The sequence below is a fragment of the Nocardioides bizhenqiangii genome, assembly GCF_034661235.1.
Taxonomy (GTDB): domain Bacteria; phylum Actinomycetota; class Actinomycetes; order Propionibacteriales; family Nocardioidaceae; genus Nocardioides; species Nocardioides bizhenqiangii.
This window is the reverse complement of the sequence record NZ_CP141059.1, coordinates 180667-196938: the sequence shown is the minus strand read 5'-3', so window position 1 is coordinate 196938 and position 16272 is coordinate 180667. Positions and strand designations below refer to the sequence as shown.

Annotated in this window: 13 protein-coding genes; 6 read left to right on the top strand and 7 right to left on the bottom strand. The window is 71.4% G+C overall.

What is annotated here, in order from left to right; all coding sequences use genetic code 11:
- Nucleotides 1–441: 441 nt before the first annotated feature.
- Nucleotides 442–1137 carry a TetR/AcrR family transcriptional regulator gene (locus tag SHK19_RS00920; protein ID WP_322457422.1) on the top strand — a complete coding sequence of 232 codons (696 nt, stop codon included), beginning with the start codon at nt 442–444 and terminating at the stop codon, nt 1135–1137.
- 28 nt (nt 1138–1165) lie between these two features.
- Here the strand turns inward: SHK19_RS00920 and SHK19_RS00915 are convergent, their stop codons facing one another.
- Nucleotides 1166–1894: a Fic family protein gene (locus SHK19_RS00915; protein ID WP_322457421.1), complete on the bottom strand. Its 729-nt coding sequence runs from the start codon at nt 1892–1894 to the stop codon at nt 1166–1168.
- Nucleotides 1895–1930: 36 nt separating this feature from the next.
- On the opposite strand from SHK19_RS00915, the gene SHK19_RS00910 reads away from it, so the two are divergent.
- The 5 genes from SHK19_RS00910 to SHK19_RS00890 are packed head-to-tail and all read left to right on the top strand — an operon-like array spanning nt 1931 to nt 6724.
- Entirely contained in the window at nt 1931–2842 is a 912-nt protein-coding gene (locus SHK19_RS00910) for a class I SAM-dependent methyltransferase (protein ID WP_322457420.1), read from the top strand.
- A gap of 2 nt (nt 2843–2844) precedes the next feature.
- Nucleotides 2845–3996 carry a sensor histidine kinase gene (locus SHK19_RS00905; protein ID WP_322937583.1) on the top strand — a complete coding sequence of 384 codons (1152 nt, stop codon included), beginning with the start codon at nt 2845–2847 and terminating at the stop codon, nt 3994–3996.
- Nucleotides 3993–4721 carry a LytR/AlgR family response regulator transcription factor gene (locus tag SHK19_RS00900; protein WP_322457418.1) on the top strand — a complete coding sequence of 243 codons (729 nt, stop codon included), beginning with the start codon at nt 3993–3995 and terminating at the stop codon, nt 4719–4721. Before SHK19_RS00905 ends, SHK19_RS00900 begins: the two co-directional genes overlap by 4 nt.
- Nucleotides 4722–4736: 15 nt before the next feature.
- Nucleotides 4737–5114 carry a hypothetical protein gene (locus SHK19_RS00895; RefSeq protein WP_322457417.1) on the top strand — a complete coding sequence of 126 codons (378 nt, stop codon included), beginning with the start codon at nt 4737–4739 and terminating at the stop codon, nt 5112–5114.
- Complete coding sequence (locus SHK19_RS00890; RefSeq protein ID WP_322457416.1) at nt 5111–6724, top strand: sodium/solute symporter; 1614 nt, start codon at nt 5111–5113, stop codon at nt 6722–6724. The genes SHK19_RS00895 and SHK19_RS00890 overlap by 4 nt, the downstream gene beginning before the upstream one ends.
- Nucleotides 6725–6817: 93 nt before the next feature.
- Here SHK19_RS00890 and SHK19_RS00885 read toward each other — a convergent pair whose 3' ends face one another.
- The 6 genes from SHK19_RS00885 to SHK19_RS00860 form a co-directional block, all read right to left on the bottom strand.
- Nucleotides 6818–7930, bottom strand: coding sequence for a uroporphyrinogen-III synthase (locus SHK19_RS00885; protein ID WP_322457415.1), 1113 nt, complete (start codon nt 7928–7930; stop codon nt 6818–6820).
- Complete coding sequence (gene nirD / locus SHK19_RS00880) at nt 7927–8283, bottom strand: nitrite reductase small subunit NirD (protein ID WP_322457414.1); 357 nt, start codon at nt 8281–8283, stop codon at nt 7927–7929. Before nirD ends, SHK19_RS00885 begins: the two co-directional genes overlap by 4 nt.
- Nucleotides 8280–10853: a nitrite reductase large subunit NirB gene (gene nirB, locus SHK19_RS00875; protein ID WP_322457413.1), complete on the bottom strand. Its 2574-nt coding sequence runs from the start codon at nt 10851–10853 to the stop codon at nt 8280–8282. The genes nirD and nirB overlap by 4 nt, the downstream gene beginning before the upstream one ends.
- Before the next feature lie 2 nt (nt 10854–10855).
- The gene (locus SHK19_RS00870) at nt 10856–12325 is read right to left on the bottom strand and encodes an FAD-dependent oxidoreductase (RefSeq protein WP_322457412.1); all 1470 of its coding nucleotides are present in this window, start codon (nt 12323–12325) and stop codon (nt 10856–10858) included.
- Nucleotides 12322–14394 carry a molybdopterin oxidoreductase family protein gene (locus tag SHK19_RS00865; protein ID WP_322457411.1) on the bottom strand — a complete coding sequence of 691 codons (2073 nt, stop codon included), beginning with the start codon at nt 14392–14394 and terminating at the stop codon, nt 12322–12324. The genes SHK19_RS00870 and SHK19_RS00865 overlap by 4 nt, the downstream gene beginning before the upstream one ends.
- A 186-nt stretch (nt 14395–14580) precedes the next feature.
- The gene (locus SHK19_RS00860; RefSeq protein ID WP_322457410.1) at nt 14581–16152 is read right to left on the bottom strand and encodes a nitrate/nitrite transporter; all 1572 of its coding nucleotides are present in this window, start codon (nt 16150–16152) and stop codon (nt 14581–14583) included.
- Nucleotides 16153–16272 lie beyond the last annotated feature (120 nt).

The window sequence follows — 16272 nt, the reverse complement described above, 5'->3', positions numbered from 1 at the left end:
GGCGTACAAAGGTCAGCAAGACCGACAACTCCAGATCAACACATGGCCCAGGTACCCACGCGGCGATCCACCCTTCCTAACAGGGCGCACGTCACCGGAAAACTTCCGGAGCGGCAATTAGAGATGCACGCCTGGTAGCCACGGGATCATGTGTCAGCGGTGGCACCCGAGAGACTTCATTGACTCGGGTGCCACCTGCATGTCCGGGCCGATGTCGCTCCGAGGAACGAGGAGAGACATGCTCGGCGAGGAGGTCGAGTGTCCGCTCGGCCGAGCTTGCGAGGCCGAGACCGGACGTATCGAGACCCGGTGAGGCGAACGCCGACAGCGACCACGGGCAGGGGTCTCGATACGCCCTCGCCTGGCGGCTCGGGCTATTCGACCAACGAACGACCGCGCTACTCGACGAGCGGATGCCGCCGTACGTCGTAAGGTCGAACCGTGAGCCGTACCCGCACACCGCTCAGCCGGGAACGCGTCTTCGCCGCGGCCGTCGCCGTCGCCGACGCGGACGGGCTGGCCCACGTCACGATGCGCCGGGTCGCGGGCGAGCTCGGCGTCGAGGCGATGTCGCTCTACCACCACGTCGCCAACAAGGAGGCCCTCCTCGACGGTCTCCTCGAGGCGCTGATGGCCGAGGTCGACGAGAGCGTGGCCGCCGTCGAGCGCCGGTCACCGGAGCCGGACTGGCGACGTGCTCTGCGCCGCCGGTTCCTCACCGCGCGCAGCGCGATGCTGCGCCACCCGTGGGCCCCGCAGCTCATCACCAGCCGTACGTCGGTGCCGGCCTCGGTCTACGGCTACTACGACCGGGTGCTCGGGACCATGGTCGACGGCGGTCTCTCCTACCACCTCGCCCACCGTGGCCTCCACGCGTTCGGGAGCATGGCGCTGGGCTTCGCCCAGGAGCTGTTCGCGCCGCCCGGCGGCGAGGACGTCGACCCGGCCGCGGAGGAGGAGGAGATGGCGGCGATGGCGGGCGCGTTCCCCCATCTCGCCGCGATGGTGGCGTCCGAGGTCCACGACGCCGGCGACGAGGTGCTCGGCTGGTGCGACAGCCAGACCGAGTTCGAGTTCACGCTCGACCTGCTGCTCGACGGGCTGGAGCGGGCGAGCAGGTCTCGAGACGCTCGCTAGAGAGAGCTCCTCGACCAGCGGGTAGCCGCTACTCCGCGGCGCGCACCAGCGGGCTCGCCTCCGCCGCCGCGGCGTACGCCTCTGCCGCATAGAGCAGCCAGGAGTGGATGCCGGACGACTTGCCGCTGGAGTAGCCGCGGAGGTTGGACTCGTACTCCGCCCTCAGCGCGAGGTGGGCTGCCTCGGGGACGACGAGGGACTTCTCGTCCACGCCCTTCGCGGCCACGAGGAGCCGCTCCGCGGCGCGGGCGACGATGCCGTTGTGGGAGGGGAACGGCGCGTTCACGACCAGCTCGGCGTGGACGACGGCCGCGAGCGCGAGTGCCGGCGCCTCGGTCGTGGCCGTGATCAGGTCGGAGACGGTGCGCAGCAGCCCGGCGGACTCGGCGTCGCGCGGCCGGCCGAGCCGGTCGGCGGGCAGGGAGCCGTGGCCGGCCAGGGCGTGCAGACGGGCGAGCGCCTGCAGGGGCGTGCGTCGTACGACGGGGACCAGCGCCAGCAGCTCGGTCGACACCCGGACCGCGTCCACGGAGATCTCGTCGCCCTCCCCTGCCCGGACCTCGGCCAGCGTCGACGCCGATCCCTCGAGGACGGCGCTGGCGTGCGCACCCCGCAGCAACGACTCCGCCGTCATCTCGGGGCTGGTACGACGCAGCCCGCGGTCCCGCAGCACCGCGTCGATGCCGTCACGGGCCCCGGCGAACGCCGAGGGGACCCCTTCCAGCGACACCAACCATGCCAACGGGTCCACGCTCACCGGAAGAACACTATCGAGCGACTACGGTGAGACCCGATGGCACCCAACGAGTCACCAGCACCCGATCCCGCCCGTTGCTTCGGCAGCGTGGTCGACGCCTACGAGCGCGGTCGTCCGGGCTATCCGGTCGAAGCCGCGCGGTGGCTGACCGGCGACGAGCCGCTCTCGGTGCTCGAGCTGGGCTCCGGCACGGGCAAGCTCACCCGCGAGCTGGTCGCGCTCGGCCACGACGTGCACGCGACCGACCCGGACCCGGCGATGCTCGACATCCTGTCCCGCAACTACGTCGTCACCCGGATCTCCCAGACCACGGCCGAGGAGATCCCGGTCCCCGACAGCACCTTCGACATCGTGATCGCGGCGCAGGCCTACCACTGGTTCGACCACGACAAGGCGCTCCCCGAGATCGCGCGCGTGCTCAAGCGCGGCGGCTCGCTGAGCCTGGTCTGGAACGCCCGCGACGAGCGGATCCCGTGGGTCAAGCGGCTCGGACGGATCCTCGCCAACCCCGAGCTCGGCACCGGTCCGGGCGACGAGCTCGAGTCGTCGCCGTACTTCGGGCCGATCGAGCGCGAGACCTTCAAGCACTGGCAGGCCATCGACCGCTCCACGATCCAGGACCTCGTGCTGTCGCGCTCCAGCGTCGCGACCCTCCCCGCCGAGGGGCGGGAGGCCAAGCTCCGTGAGGTGCTCGCCTTCTACGACGACTTCGGCCGCGGCATGGACGGGATGCAGCTGCCCTACCTCACCCAGTGCTACCGCGCGGTCGTCGGCATCAAGCCCCAGTCGGCTCCCAAGACGCTGGTCGCGTCCGAGGAGCGGCAAGGTGACGGGTACGTCGGCGAGGACACCGAGCCGGTCGCGCTCTCCGACGCCGCCGAGCTTCCCTCCGTCATCGACCCCCCGGCCGACGACGACTCGGGGATGCTCCTCATCGACTTCCGCTAGCCGTGCGACGGCGCGGGCACCTCGGGAGCGAAGCCGACCGCGCCACGTTCCGCGCGCTGCACCAGGCGTCGCTCGCGTCCCCGGCACTCAGGGAGGGGCTGACGGCCGACAGCGCCGACCGAGCGATCAGGCACCTGCGCACCCTGCTCGGTACGCCGGCGCTCGCGCTCACCGGCACCGCGACCACCCTCGCGTGGGACGGCACCGGCAGCCACCACCGCGCCCAGGCGGGCGCACTGGCGGCGATGCTGGTGGCCCCGGCCGGCAGCGACCACACCCGCGACTGGACGCGCACCGTCGAACCCGCCCAGCTCCCGTGCACCACGGGCGGGTGCCCCGTGCGGGCCGGGGTGATCAGCCCGCTGGTGGTCGACGGGCGGGTGGTCGGCACCGTCCAGGCCTTCGCTCCCACCACGACCGCCGGCCTGATCCGCGCCACCGAGGAGGTCGCGCAGTGGGTGTCCGGCCAGCTGGAGCTGGCCGAGCTCGACGCGAGCCGCAACCGGGCGATCGAGGCCGAGGTACAGGCGCTGCGGGCGCAGATCAGTCCCCACTTCATCTACAACTCCCTGGGGGCGATCGCCAGCTTCGTGCGCACCGACCCCGACCGGGCCCGCGAGCTGCTGCTCGAGTTCGCCGACTTCACCCGCTACTCGTTCCGCCGGCACGGCGAGTTCACGACCCTGGCCGACGAGCTGCGCTCGATCGAGCGCTACCTGCTGCTCGAGCAGGCCCGCTTCGGTGACCGGCTCCAGGTGACGCTCAACATCGCGCCGGAGGTGCTGCCGGTCGTCGTGCCGTTCCTCTGCATCCAGCCGTTGGTCGAGAACGCCGTCCGCCACGGGCTCGAGTCGTCCTCAACGGTCGGCCACCTCCGGATCGTGGCCCACGACCGTGGGCACGAGTGCGTGGTGGAGGTCGAGGACAACGGCGTCGGCGAGGACCCGGAGAAGGTACGGCGCGCGCTGGCAGGTGACGCCGCCCTCGACTCGGTCGGCCTCGGTAATGTCGACTCCCGGCTGCGGGCGACCTTCGGCGACGACTACGGTCTGGTCGTGGAGACCGCCCCCGGTGCCGGCACCAAGGTGATCGTCCGCGTGCCCAAGTTCGCTCCCGGCGTGAGCACCACCCCACCGCGGAAGACCACGCCATGACGCAGTCCGGGCTGCGGGTGCTGCTGGTCGACGACGAGCAGCCGGCGCTCGACGAGCTCGGCTTCCTGCTCTCCGCCGACGACCGCGTGCGGGAGGTCGTCACCGCGGCCACCGCGACCGAGGGGCTGCGGATCCTCCGCGAGACCGACGTCGACGCGGTCTTCCTCGACATCCAGATGCCCGGGCTGAGCGGGCTGGAGCTCGCCGAGGTGCTCGGCCGGTTCAAGGAGGCACCGCCGGTCGTCTTCGTCACCGCGCACGAGCAGCACGCGGTCGAGGCGTTCGACCTCGACGCCGTCGACTACGTGCTCAAGCCGGTCCGCGCGGATCGGCTCGCCGAGGCGGTGCGCCGGGTGGTCTCGGGCACCGGCCGCCGGCCGACCCCCGAGGACACCCAGATCGCCGTCGAGCGGGGAGGCGTCACCCGGTTCGTCGACCGCGGCGACATCTCCTACGTCGAGGCGCACGGCGACTACGCCCGGCTGCACACCCGGTCCGGAGAGGCCTACCTGGTCCGGATCCCGCTCTCGACGCTCGAGGAGGACTGGCGCTCGGCCGGCTTCCACCGCATCCACCGGTCGCTGCTGGTGTCGCTCGCCCACATCGACGAGCTGCGCACCGAGGCCGGCCGTTGCACGGTGGTCGTCGGCAACGACGAGCTGCCCGTCGCCCGGCGGCACACCCGGGAGCTCCGCGACGTGCTGGTCCGGCGGGCGCGGGGCTGAGGGCGTGTCTCCCTCGTGAGCGACCAGCGACCGCACCGGGTCCGGGTCACCGGACCGCCGCGTTACGCGACCGGCCCCCGCAACCGGGTCGGCGACGTGCACGAGCAGACGCCGCTCGGCGACGTCTTCCTCCGCTCGCTGCTGAAGGAGCAGCTCGCGCTCGCGATCCGGGCGCTCATCCTGATCGGCCTCACCCTCGGGTTGCTCCCCCTCGTCTTCCACCTGTGGCCGCGGCTGGCCGACGCCGACCTGCTCGGGCTCCCGGTCGCCTGGCTGGTCCTGGGCGGGCTGGTCTACCCGTTCCTCCTCCTCGTCGGCTGGCGCTACGTGCGGCGCGTCGAGCGCAACGAACGCGACTTCGCCGACCTCGTCGAGGGGCCCGAGGCGAGATGAGTGCGGACGCCGTACCCGGCCTGGTCGCGGTGCTCCTGGTCACCGTCGCCACCCTGGCCATCGGCACCTGGGGGCTGCGGTTCTCCCGCACCACCAGCGACTTCTTCGTGGCCTCCCGCTCGGTCAACCCGCGGCTCAACGCATCGGCGATCGGCGGTGAGTACCTCTCCGCCGCGTCCTTCCTCGGCGTCGCAGGGCTGCTGCTGGTGGGCGGCGCGCAGATGCTCTGGTACCCCGTCGGCTGGACCGCCGGCTACCTCGTGCTGCTGGTGCTGGTCGCCGCCCCGCTCCGCCGCTCCGGCGCCTACACGCTGCCCGACTTCGCCGAGGCCCGGCTGGGCTCCAGGGTGGTGCGATCGGCATGCTCCGTGCTGGTTGTCGGCGTCGGCTGGCTCTACCTGCTGCCGCAGTTCCAGGGCGCCGGGCTGACGTTGGAGTCCGCGATCGGCGCGCCGCGCTGGGTCGGGCCGGTCATCGTCGGCTTCGTCGTGCTGATCAACGTGATGTCCGGCGGGATGCGGTCGATCACGTTCGTGCAGGCGTTCCAGTACTGGCTCAAGCTCACCGCCCTGCTCGTCCCCGCGATGGTGCTGCTCATCGTCTGGGTCGGCGACGGCCGGCCGGCCGGCGGTGGCGCCGGCGAGGGGTGGTCGGTGCCGGTCGCCGGCGGTGGCGCGATCGGGCTCTACACGACGTACTCGCTGATGATCGCGCTGTTCCTCGGCACGATGGGCCTGCCGCACGTGGTCGTGCGGTTCTACACCAACCCGGACGGCCGGGCCGCCCGGCGTACGACGCTGGTCGTGCTGGCGCTGCTCGGTCTCTTCTACCTCTGGCCGCCGGTGTTCGCCGCGCTCGGCCGGATCTACGGCGGTGACCTGATCGACGCGGGACACTCCGACGTACTGGTGCTCGAGCTGCCACGGCTGATGGTCGACGGTATCGGCGGGGAGCTGCTCACCGGCCTGGTGACCGCGGGCGCGTTCGCGGCGTTCCTGTCGACCGCGTCCGGCCTGGCGATCGCCGTCTCCGGTGTGCTCACCCAGGACATCACCAGCCGGTTCGTCGGCGAGCACGGGCCGACCGCGTCGGTCGCGTCCGCGTTCCGGTTGGCCGCCGTGTTCGCGGTGTCGGTGCCGGTCCTGGTCGCGCTGTTCGCCACCAACGTCGGCGTCGCGCAGTCGGTCGGGCTCGCCTTCGCGGTGGCGGCGTCGACCTTCTGCCCGTTGCTGATGCTCGGCATCTGGTGGCGCGGGCTGACCGATGCCGGTGCCCTCGCCGGCCTGGCCGCGGGCGGGCTCGGCGCGGGTGGTGCCGCGGTCCTCAACGTGGTCGGCGTCCAGGCCTCCGGCTGGCTCGGCGCCCTCCTCACCCAGCCGGCCGCCTGGAGCGTCCCGGTCGCGTTCGCGACGATGGTGCTCGTGTCGCTCGCCACCGCGTCCCGCGCCCCCGCGCACGCGCGGCGGTTCCTCGTCCGGCTGCACACGCCCGAGGTGCTGGAGCGCCCGGAGACCGTCCGAGGAACGAGGACGGGATCCGAACCGGCGCGAAGGTCGAGTAGCGCCGCGGGTGAGGCACGAACCCGCGACGCGCGTATCGAGACCCAGTGACGTGCCAGCGGTGGTGGGGACGATCGCAAGACGAGTTGCGGGGTCTCGATACGCCCTCGCCTGGCGGCTCGGGCTACTCGACCACCGAGAAGCCTAGGTCGTGACCGCCAGTCGGTAGCCACGCTTGACGACGGTCTGGACGCAGCGGGTGCCGAGCGCGGCGCGGAGCCGGGCGACCGCCATCTCGACGGCGTGCTCGGAGCCGGCGGTGCCGGAGGGCAGGGCTGCGAGCAGGTCCCGGCGCGAGACGACGGTGCCGGGGTTGACGAGGAGCGCCTGCAGGACGGCCATCGGGGCCGGGGAGAGCTTGACGACGACGCCGTCGAGCAGCACGTCGTCGCCGTGCAGGAGCAGGGTGTGCCCGGCGACCTCGAGCGAGGTGCCTCCGGCGCGGGAGGGCAGCTCGGTCTCGAGCTGCTTGACCATCGCCACCAGCCGGGACCGCTCGGGATAGATCGACGGCACGCCCCACATCTCGAACGCGGCGGCCGTCACCGGACCCACGCAGGACGCGATCACGTCGGCCTGGAAGGCGCTGATCACGTCGTCGCGGTGCCCGGCCGTCGCCGCAGCCTCCATCATCGCGGCGACCGCGGGCGCGGCCGTGAAGGTGACGGCGTCGACGCCGCCTTCCACCACCTCCTCGACCAACCCGAACATCGGCTCGAGGTCGTCGGCCGCGTCGACCCGGTAGACGGTCACGGTCGTGACCTCGGCGCCGAGCCGGCGCAGCGCGTGCGCGGCCATCGACAGCGACTGGCCGTGCTCCTGCACCACGATCCGCAGGCCGGCGAGGTCGCGGCCGCGCAGGTGCGCCAGCACGTCCTCGAACTCCTCGGACTCCGGTGCCCACAGCTCACGGAGCCCGAACCGCCGCAGCGCCCCGACGCTCTTGGGTCCGCGCGCCAGGATCTCCGACTTCGCGAGGTGCGCGACCAGGTCGTCGAGCAGGCCCCAGCGATCGGCGGCGGTCAGCCAGGACTTCATGCCGATGCCGGTGGTCGCCAGGAAGATGTCGACCGGCGCCGACAACACGTCCTTGGTCGCCGCGAGCAGGGCGACCTCGTCGATCCGGTTGGGGTCGACCGACAGCGCCGGCGCGTGGATCACCGTCGCACCGCGCCGCTCCAGGAGCGCGATCTGCTCCTCGGCGCGACGCGCAGCGGTCACTCCGATCCGGAACCCGGACAGAGGAAGGTCGGTCACGAGTCGATTGTCCCCCGCCGGGGGCCGACGAGGACCACATCGCCGTCAACACGGACCTCGAAGGTGGGTACGGCGACCGAGGGGTCGTCGAGACACACGCCGGTCCGGAGGTCGAACGCCTGCTTGAGCAGCGGGCTCGCCACGAACGGCACCTCCTCCCCGGACACCGTCCTGGTGCCGACGATGCCACGGGCGAGAACGGACGCCTTGCCGAACGGGTCGAAGTTCGACAGCGCGAACACCCGGTCCTCGTGGGTCCGGAACACCGCGACCGCCTCGCCCGCGACCAGCGCGGTCACCCCGCCCTCCCGGTCGATCTGCTCCAGACGGCAGATCGCCTGCTCGGTGCTCATGCGGGCGTCCCGACCGGGATCGTGGAGCCGAGGGACACCGGACCGTCGCTGTCCTCGGGAGCGATCTGGCCGCGCTCGTCGCGGAAGGAGATGTTGGGGTCCGGCACGCCCGGCGCGTTCACGAAGGACACGAACCGGGCCATCTTCTCCGGGTCCTCGATGGTGGCCTTCCACTCGTCGAAGTAGGACTCGACGTGCTTGTCCATCGACGCCTCGAGCTCGGCGCCGAGACCGAGCACGTCGTCGACGACCACCTCGCGGATCCGCTCGAGCCCGCCGTCGATCGAGTCCATCCACGAAGCCGTCCGCTGCAGCCGGTCGGCGGTGCGGATGTAGTACATGAGGAACCGGTCGAGGTAGGCGATCAGGGTGTCCTTGTCGAGATCGCCGGCCAGCAGCTGGGCGTGCGCAGGGATGGCGCCGCCATTGCCGCAGACGTAGAGGTTCCAGCCCTTCTCCGTGGCGATGACCCCGAAGTCCTTGGACCGCGCCTCCGCACACTCACGGGCGCAGCCGGAGACGCCGCCCTTCAGCTTGTGCGGCGAGCGCAGGCCCCGGTAGCGGAGCTCGAGCTCGATCGCGAGACCGACCGAGTCCTGCACGCCGTACCGGCACCAGGTCGAGCCGACGCACGACTTAACGGTCCGCAGCGCCTTGCCGTAGGCGTGGCCGGACTCCATGCCGGCGTCGACGAGACGCTTCCAGATGGCCGGCAGGTCCTCCATCCGGGCGCCGAAGAGGTCGATCCGCTGGCCGCCGGTGATCTTCGTGTAGAGCCCGAAGTCACGGGCCACCTCGCCGATGGCGATCAGCTTCTCCGGCGTGATCTCGCCGCCGGGCACCCGCGGCACCACCGAGTAGGTGCCGTTGCGCTGGATGTTGGCGAGGTAGGCGTCGTTGGTGTCCTGCAGCTGCCGGTTGCCCGGTTCGAGGACGTGGTGGTTGAGCAGGCTGGCGAGGATCGAGGCGACCGCCGGCTTGCAGATGTCGCACCCGCGGCCGGTGCCGTGACCCTCGACGATGTCGTCGAACCGCGTGTAGCCGTGGATCGCGACGACGTCGAAGAGCTCCTGGCGGGTCATCCTGAAGTGCTGGCAGAGGGACTTGTCGACCTCCTTGCCGGTCGCAGCGAAGTAGTCCTCGACGATCTTCTTGACGACCGGCTTGCACGAGCCGCAGGTCGAGCCGGCGCGGGTGTGGGTGGTGACGCACGCTGCGTCGACGCACGGGCCGCCGTCGTTGAGCGTGGCCTCTTCAGCGACCGCTTCCTTGATCTGTGCCTTGGTGACGTCGTTGCAGGAGCACACCTGCATGTCGTCGGGCAGCTCCATGTCCACGCCGCCGCGGCCGGCCGGGAGGATCAGCTCCTCCGGGTTCTCCGGCAGCTCCATCCCCGACGCCACCATCGGGCGGAGGATTCCGTACGCCGTCGCGTCGCCCACGAGCACGCCGCCGAGGAGTCGTTTGCCATCCTCGCTGACGACCAGCTTCTTGTAGACGCCCGAGACGGCGTCCTGGTAGGTCAGCTCGAGCGAGCCCTCGGTCTCGCCGTGCGCGTCGCCGAACGAGGCGACGTCGACGCCGAGCAGCTTGAGCTTCGTGGACATGTCGGCGCCGCTGAACTCGCCGCCGCCCTCGAGCAGGCGGTCGACGACGATCTCGGCCATCTCGTAGCCGGGAGCCACCAGGCCGTACATCCGGCCCTCGACCGCGGCGCACTCGCCGATCGCCCAGATGTGCTCGTCGGAGCTGCGCAGCGTCCCGTCGACCAGCACGCCTCCGCGGTCGGCGACGTCGAGGCCGGCGGCGCGCGCGAGCGCGTCCCGCGGCCGGATGCCGGCGGAGAAGACGACGATGTCGACGTCGAGCGGGTTGCGGTCCTTGAGCGCGAGCCGGTCGACCCGGCCCTTCTTGTCGCCCAGCACCGCCTCGGTCATGGCGCCGGTGTGCACGGTGAGGCCGAGACCGCCGATGTGACGGTTGAGCGTCCGGCCGCCCATGTCGTCGATCTGGACCGCCATCAGCCGCGGCGCGAGCTCGACGACGTGGGTCTCGATCCCGAGCTGGTGCAGCGCGTTGGCGGCCTCGAGGCCGAGCAGACCGCCGCCGATGACGGCGCCGACCTTCGCCCTCCTCGACGCGTCCCGGATCGCCTCGAGGTCCTCGATGGTGCGGTAGACGAAGCAGCCGTCGAGGTCGTGGCCGGGCACCGGCGGCACGAACGGCGCAGCGCCGGTGGCGAGCACCAGCTCGTCGTAGTGGAGGTCCTCACCGGTGGCGAGGGTGACGATCCGGTGCCGGGGCGAGATCGCCACGACCTCGGCGCTGGTGCGCAGCTGCACCCGCGGGTCGTCGTACCGCCCGGACGGGAGGTAGCTCAGCGCCTCGGCGCCCACTTCGAAGTACGACGTCAGCGCGACCCGGTCGTACGCCGGGCGCGGTTCCTCGCCGAGGACGGTGATGTCGTAGGTCTCGGTGAGCCCGCGCGAGATCGCGGACTCGACGAACCGGTGACCGACCATGCCGTGGCCGACCACGACGAGCTGCTTGCGGAGGTGCGGTGCTGGCATCGCTAGTGAATTCCTTCCGGGGTGAAGCTCGACCGCCCGGCCAGGATCTGGCGCACGGTCGAGGCGCAACCACCGCATCCGGTGGTCGCGCGCGTCTGGGTCCGGGCGTCCTCGAAGGACGAGCACGCGCGGACGGCGGCGACGGTGACGCCGGCGCAGTTGCAGACCTCCGCGTCGTCGGGGAGCTGCAGGGGCTGGGACGAGCGCTCGACCAGGAGCAGATCGCCGGGCTCGGTCGGCCCGAGCACGGTCTGCCGGTCGTAGTGCTGGGTGATCAGGCCGATCCGGTTGAGGTCGCCGACCAGGGCGCCCGCGACGATCCGGCCGTCGCGGACCACGAGCTTGCGGTGCGAGCCGCGGACCGGGTTGGACATCTCGACGACCTCCCCGCCGTTGGCCACCTCGCGCTCGGGGTCGCCGAGGACGGCGACGTCCAGGCCGGTGGCCCGCAGCCGGGCGACGGTCCGGCTGCCGTCGTACTTCACCGGCTCCTCGGTGAGGACGCCGGCGAGGACGCCGGCCTGCTCCCAGGCGGGCGGCACGAAGCCGGTCACCCGGCCGGAGTGCTCGACGCAGTCGCCGAGGGCGTGGATGTCGGGGTCGGTGACGCTCGCCAGGCGGTCGTCGACGACGATCCCGCGCCGTACCTCGAGTCCGGCGCGGCGGGCCAGCGCCGTCGACGGACGGCCGCCGGCGGTGAGGACGACCAGGTCGGTGTCGAGGGTGAACCCGGTGTCGAGGCGCAGCGCGACCGCGCCGTCGTCGGTGTCCGCCATCCGCACCGCGCGGGCGCCGGTGTAGACCGCGACGCCGAGCCGCTTGAGGTCGCGGGCGAGCATTCGGCCGGCAGCCGCGCCGAGCTGCTGGTGCAGCAGGTGGTCGCCGCCCTCGACGACCTCGGTGTCGATGCCGCGGGCTCCGAGGGCCCGGGCCACCTGGAGGCCCAGGAGGCCGCCGCCCACGACCACCGCGCGGCGCGGTCCGGCCTTGAGGGCGGCGAGCAGCCGGTCGCAGTCGTCGAGGGAGCGGAAGGCGTGGACCGACTCGTGCAGCGAGCCGTCCATCCTCACCAGGCCGCGGATCGGGGGCAGCGTCGGGATGCTGCCGGTCGCGAGCACCAGCACGTCGTACTCGATGATCGTGCCGTCGACGAGCATCACGTCCTTGAGATCTCTCTCGATCTCGAGGACCCGCGCGCCGAGGCGGAGGTCGATGCCGTGCTCGGCGTACCACTCCTCGCCGCGGAGGGTCAGCGCCTCCGGCCGGTGGGTCCCCTCGAGCACCGCGGACAGCAGGATCCGGTTGTACGGCGGGTGCGGCTCGTCGCCGAGCACCGTGATCGTCCAGCCTTCGCTCCCCCCGCTCCCTGAGCCTGTCGAAGGGTTCGAGACCGCGCCGCGCGCAACCAGCTCCTCGACCAGGCGGGTCGCCGCCATCCCGTTGCCGACGACGACGAGGCGGGTGGCGGTCATGCCGTCACCGCCGCAGCGCAGACCTTGAACTCCGGCATCCGGCTGGACGGGTCGAGCGCGTCGTTGGTGAGCCGGTTGGCGCCGACCCAGTGGAAGGGCACGAAGACGGTGTCGGGACGGATCGTCGTGACGACCTTGGCCGGTGCCTTCATCTCCCCGCGTCGGGTGCGGACGAGGACCGGATCGCCGTCGCGGGCGCCGATCCGCTGCGCGAGCATCGGGTGCATCTCGACGAACGGCCCGCTGTCCGGCAGCGACCGGACCCGCCGGGTCTGGGCGCCGGACTGGTACTGCGCGAGGACGCGACCCGTCGTCAGGTGGACGTCGTACGTCGCGTCGGTCGGCTCCGCCGGCCCGGCGTGCTCGACGGGGAGGAACCGAGCGCGGCCGTCCGGGGTCGGGAATCCGTCGCCGAACATCCGCGGGGTGCCGGGGTGCAGCGCCTCGCTCCCCGAGCCTGTCGAGGGGGCCGGGCACGGCCAGAACACGCCTCGCTCGTCACGGATCCGGTCGTAGGTGATGCCGCTGTAGTCGGCCTTGCCGCCGGCCGAGGCACGGCCGAGCTCGGCGAAGATCTCCTCGACGTCGGTGCCGAACGGCACCGGCGAGCCGAGCCGGTCGGCCAGGCCGGCGATCACGTCGAGGTCGCTCCGCACGCCCTTCGGAGGCTCGACGGCCTGCTCGCGCAGGATCACCCGGCCCTCGAGGTTGGTCATGGTGCCGGACTCCTCGGCCCACTGCGTGATCGGGAGTACGACGTCCGCGAGCGCGGCGGTCTCGCTCATCACCATGTCGCAGACCACGAGCAGGTCGAGCGACTCCAGCCGCTGGGTGATGTGGGTCGCGCGCGGAGCCGAGACGACGATGTTGCTGCCGAACACCAGCAGCGCCCGGGGTCCGCCGCCGTCACCCAGCGAGTCCAGCAGCTCGTAGGCCGACACGCCCTTCCCGGGCAGCGACTCGGGTGTCACGCCCCAGACCCGGGCGACGTGCTCGCGGGCGGCCGGGTCGTCGATCATCCGGTAGCCGGGGAGCTGGTCGGCCTTCTGGCCGTGCTCCCGGCCACCCTGTCCGTTGCCCTGGCCGGTGAGGCATCCGTAGCCGGCGTGCGGCTTGCCCGGCAACCCCAGGGCGAGGGCGACGTTGATCCAGCCGAGCACGGTGGCGGTGCCCTGGCTGTGCTGCTCCGCGCCGCGCGCGGTGAGGATCATGACCTTGTCGTGGGTCGCCAGCAGGTCGACGAGCTCCCGGAGCTCGGACGTGGCCACGCCGGTCACCCGCTCGACCCGCTCCGGCCACCACGCGGCGACCGAACGGCGGACCGGTTCCCAGCCGGTGGTGCGGGTGGCGACGTACTCCTCGTCGACGGCGCCGGCCGCGTCGATCAGGTGCAGCGCGCCTTGTGCCAGCGCGAGGTCGGTGCCGGGGACCGGCTGCAGGAAGAGGTCGGCTCGGTCGGCGGTGGCGGTCCGGCGCGGGTCGATGACGACGAGCTTGCCGCCGCGCTCACGGAGCCGGTCGAGGTGACGGGCGGCCGGCGGCATCGTCTCGGCCAGGTTGGAGCCGACGAGGACGACGACGTCGGCCTGCTCGACGTCGGCCAGGGGGAACGGCAGGCCGCGGTCGACGCCGAACGCCTGGTTGCCGGCGCTCGCGGCCGACGACATGCACCAGCGGCCGTTGTAGTCGATCTGGCTGGTGCGCAGCGCGACCCGGGCGAACTTGCCGAGCTGGTAGGCCTTCTCGTTGGTGAGACCGCCGCCGCCGAAGACGGCCACGCTGTCGGCGCCGTACGACGCCTGCAGGTCGGTGATCTTCCAGGCGACCAGGTCGAGCGCCTCGTCCCACCCGGCGGCGCGGAGCTCGCCGGTCGCCCGGTCCTTGATCATCGGGGTCGTGAGCCGCTCGCGGTGCCCGCGCAGCTCCCCCGCCGTCCAGCCCTTGCGGCAGAGAGCCCCCTCGTTGACCGGGAACTCCGCCCAGGGCAGCACCTCCAGCCCGGCACGACCCTTCTTCTGCAGGGTCATGCCGCACTGCAGGCTGCAGTAGGGGCAATGGGTGTGCGTCATGCGCTCGCCCTCGCTCCCTCGTCGGCGGTCATGTGTCCATTGCACTTCGGGTCGGTTTCACGGGTGGTCCGGAGACCGCGACCGAAAGGTCAACTACTTCTCACGGCCTCACACCCGAGCGGGGGGGACGCCTGTGGCGCGGCCCACACGGACCGCGCCACCGGCACTTCTGGTACGCCTCAGGACTCAGACGCCCACGTATCCGGCGTCGGCATTCGCACCCTTCCGCTTGCGGATGTAGACCGCCCAGGTGACGATCGCGCAGACCACGTAGAAGGCCGTGAAGATCCAGAACGCGTTCTTGGTCGCGGCCAACGGCTCGGTGACCCAGGGGCTGTTGAACGTGATCGGGATGAGGAAGCCGCCGATCGCGCCCACCGCACCGATGATGCCGATCGCGGCCGAGGCCTTCTTCGCCTGGCTGTGCAGGGCGAGCTCGCGCTCCGGGGAGTCGGGGTCGGTGTCGCGGAGGGCGTCCTTGCGGAAGATCGCGGGGATCATCTTGTAGGTCGACCCGTTGCCGATGCCGCTGAACACGAACACCATCAAGAAGGCTGCGAGGAACCACGGGAAGACGTCCTTGTTGGCGTCGATCGCCGTGACCACTGCCTCGGGGAACTGGAACCCGGCCGGGTCCTTCGCGATCTCGGCGACCGCGTCAGGAGCGGGCGGCGGGGGCAGCACGGTCAGTTTGCTGAGCGTGAACAGCACGGTCAGGGTGCTGAGGATCATGCCGCAGAACGCGAAGAGCGTGATCCGAGCGCCGCCGTACTTGTCGGCGAGGTAGCCGCCGAGCGGACGGGCCATCGAGCCGACGAGGGCGCCGAGGAACGCGTAGAAGGCGAAGTTGATGCCGATGCCGGTGATCGACGGCAGCGGCTGGCGCCAGAAGTTGACCTTGATCAGCAGCGGCATCGCGGCCGAGTAGCCGATGAACGAGCCGAACGTCCCGATGTAGAGGAACGACATGATCCAGGTCTGCTTCTCCTTCAGCACCGACAGCTGCTCGCGCGGGTTCGACTTCGCACTCTCGAGGTTGTCCATGAAGAAGTACGCCGCGACCGTGGCGGCGACCGCGAGGCCGGCGTAGACCCACGCTGCTCGCTCGAGGTGGATGCCACCCTCGCTGGCCTTGACCAGGCCGAAGATGCCGGCGCCGCCGACGATGATCGGCAGGAAGAACTGGATCAGGGAGACGCCCAGGTTGCCGCCGGCGGCGTTGAGGCCGAGCGCGGCCCCCTTCTTGTCAGCGGGGTAGAAGAAGTTGATGTTCGCCATCGAGCTCGCGAAGTTTCCGCCACCGAAGCCGGCCGTCGCGGCGATCAGGCAGAAGGCCCAGTACGGCGTGTCAGGGTTGGTCACCGCATAGGCGAAGCCGAGCGTCGGGACCAGCAGCAGAGCGGCGCTGACCATCGTCCAGTTGCGGCCGCCGAACTTCGGCACCGCCAAGGTGTAGGGCACCCGGAGCAGGGAGCCGACCAGGTTGGGGATCGCGACGAGGAAGAACAGCTGCTCGACGGAGAACTGGAAGCCCATGGCCAGCAGGAACGCCGAGCTGACGCTCCAGATGAGCCAGACCGAGAATCCGAGGTGCTCGGCGAAGATGGACCAGATCAGGTTGCGCTTGGCGATCGGGGCACCCGTCTCGGTCCAGAACTCCTTGTCCTCGGGACGCCAGTCCTTGATCCAGCGGCCGGTGCGGTGCCCCTTGGTGGGAGCAGCGGTGTCGACGCTGCCCGGAGGTGAGGTGAGAGTCATGTGGTGCTCCTGTGCTGAGGGCATGGTGGCCATCGAATGCACTGATCGTGGATGCCGGTCGTTTCACGTCGTCGCGCGTGGCGGCGTCCCCTTGGTCAACTTGTCCTCACGCCCTCACAC

What these genes read in the sequence shown, in the direction of transcription:
- SHK19_RS00865 (WP_322457411.1), bottom strand. Translation starts at nt 14,394, where the DNA reads ATGACGCACACCCATTGCCCCTACTGCAGCCTGCAGTGCGGCATGACC.
- SHK19_RS00910 (WP_322457420.1), top strand. Translation starts at nt 1,931, where the DNA reads ATGGCACCCAACGAGTCACCAGCACCCGATCCCGCCCGTTGCTTCGGC.
- nirD (WP_322457414.1), bottom strand. Translation starts at nt 8,283, where the DNA reads ATGAGCACCGAGCAGGCGATCTGCCGTCTGGAGCAGATCGACCGGGAG.
- SHK19_RS00890 (WP_322457416.1), top strand. Translation starts at nt 5,111, where the DNA reads ATGAGTGCGGACGCCGTACCCGGCCTGGTCGCGGTGCTCCTGGTCACC.
- SHK19_RS00870 (WP_322457412.1), bottom strand. Translation starts at nt 12,325, where the DNA reads ATGACCGCCACCCGCCTCGTCGTCGTCGGCAACGGGATGGCGGCGACC.
- SHK19_RS00860 (WP_322457410.1), bottom strand. Translation starts at nt 16,152, where the DNA reads ATGACTCTCACCTCACCTCCGGGCAGCGTCGACACCGCTGCTCCCACC.
- nirB (WP_322457413.1), bottom strand. Translation starts at nt 10,853, where the DNA reads ATGCCAGCACCGCACCTCCGCAAGCAGCTCGTCGTGGTCGGCCACGGC.
- SHK19_RS00900 (WP_322457418.1), top strand. Translation starts at nt 3,993, where the DNA reads ATGACGCAGTCCGGGCTGCGGGTGCTGCTGGTCGACGACGAGCAGCCG.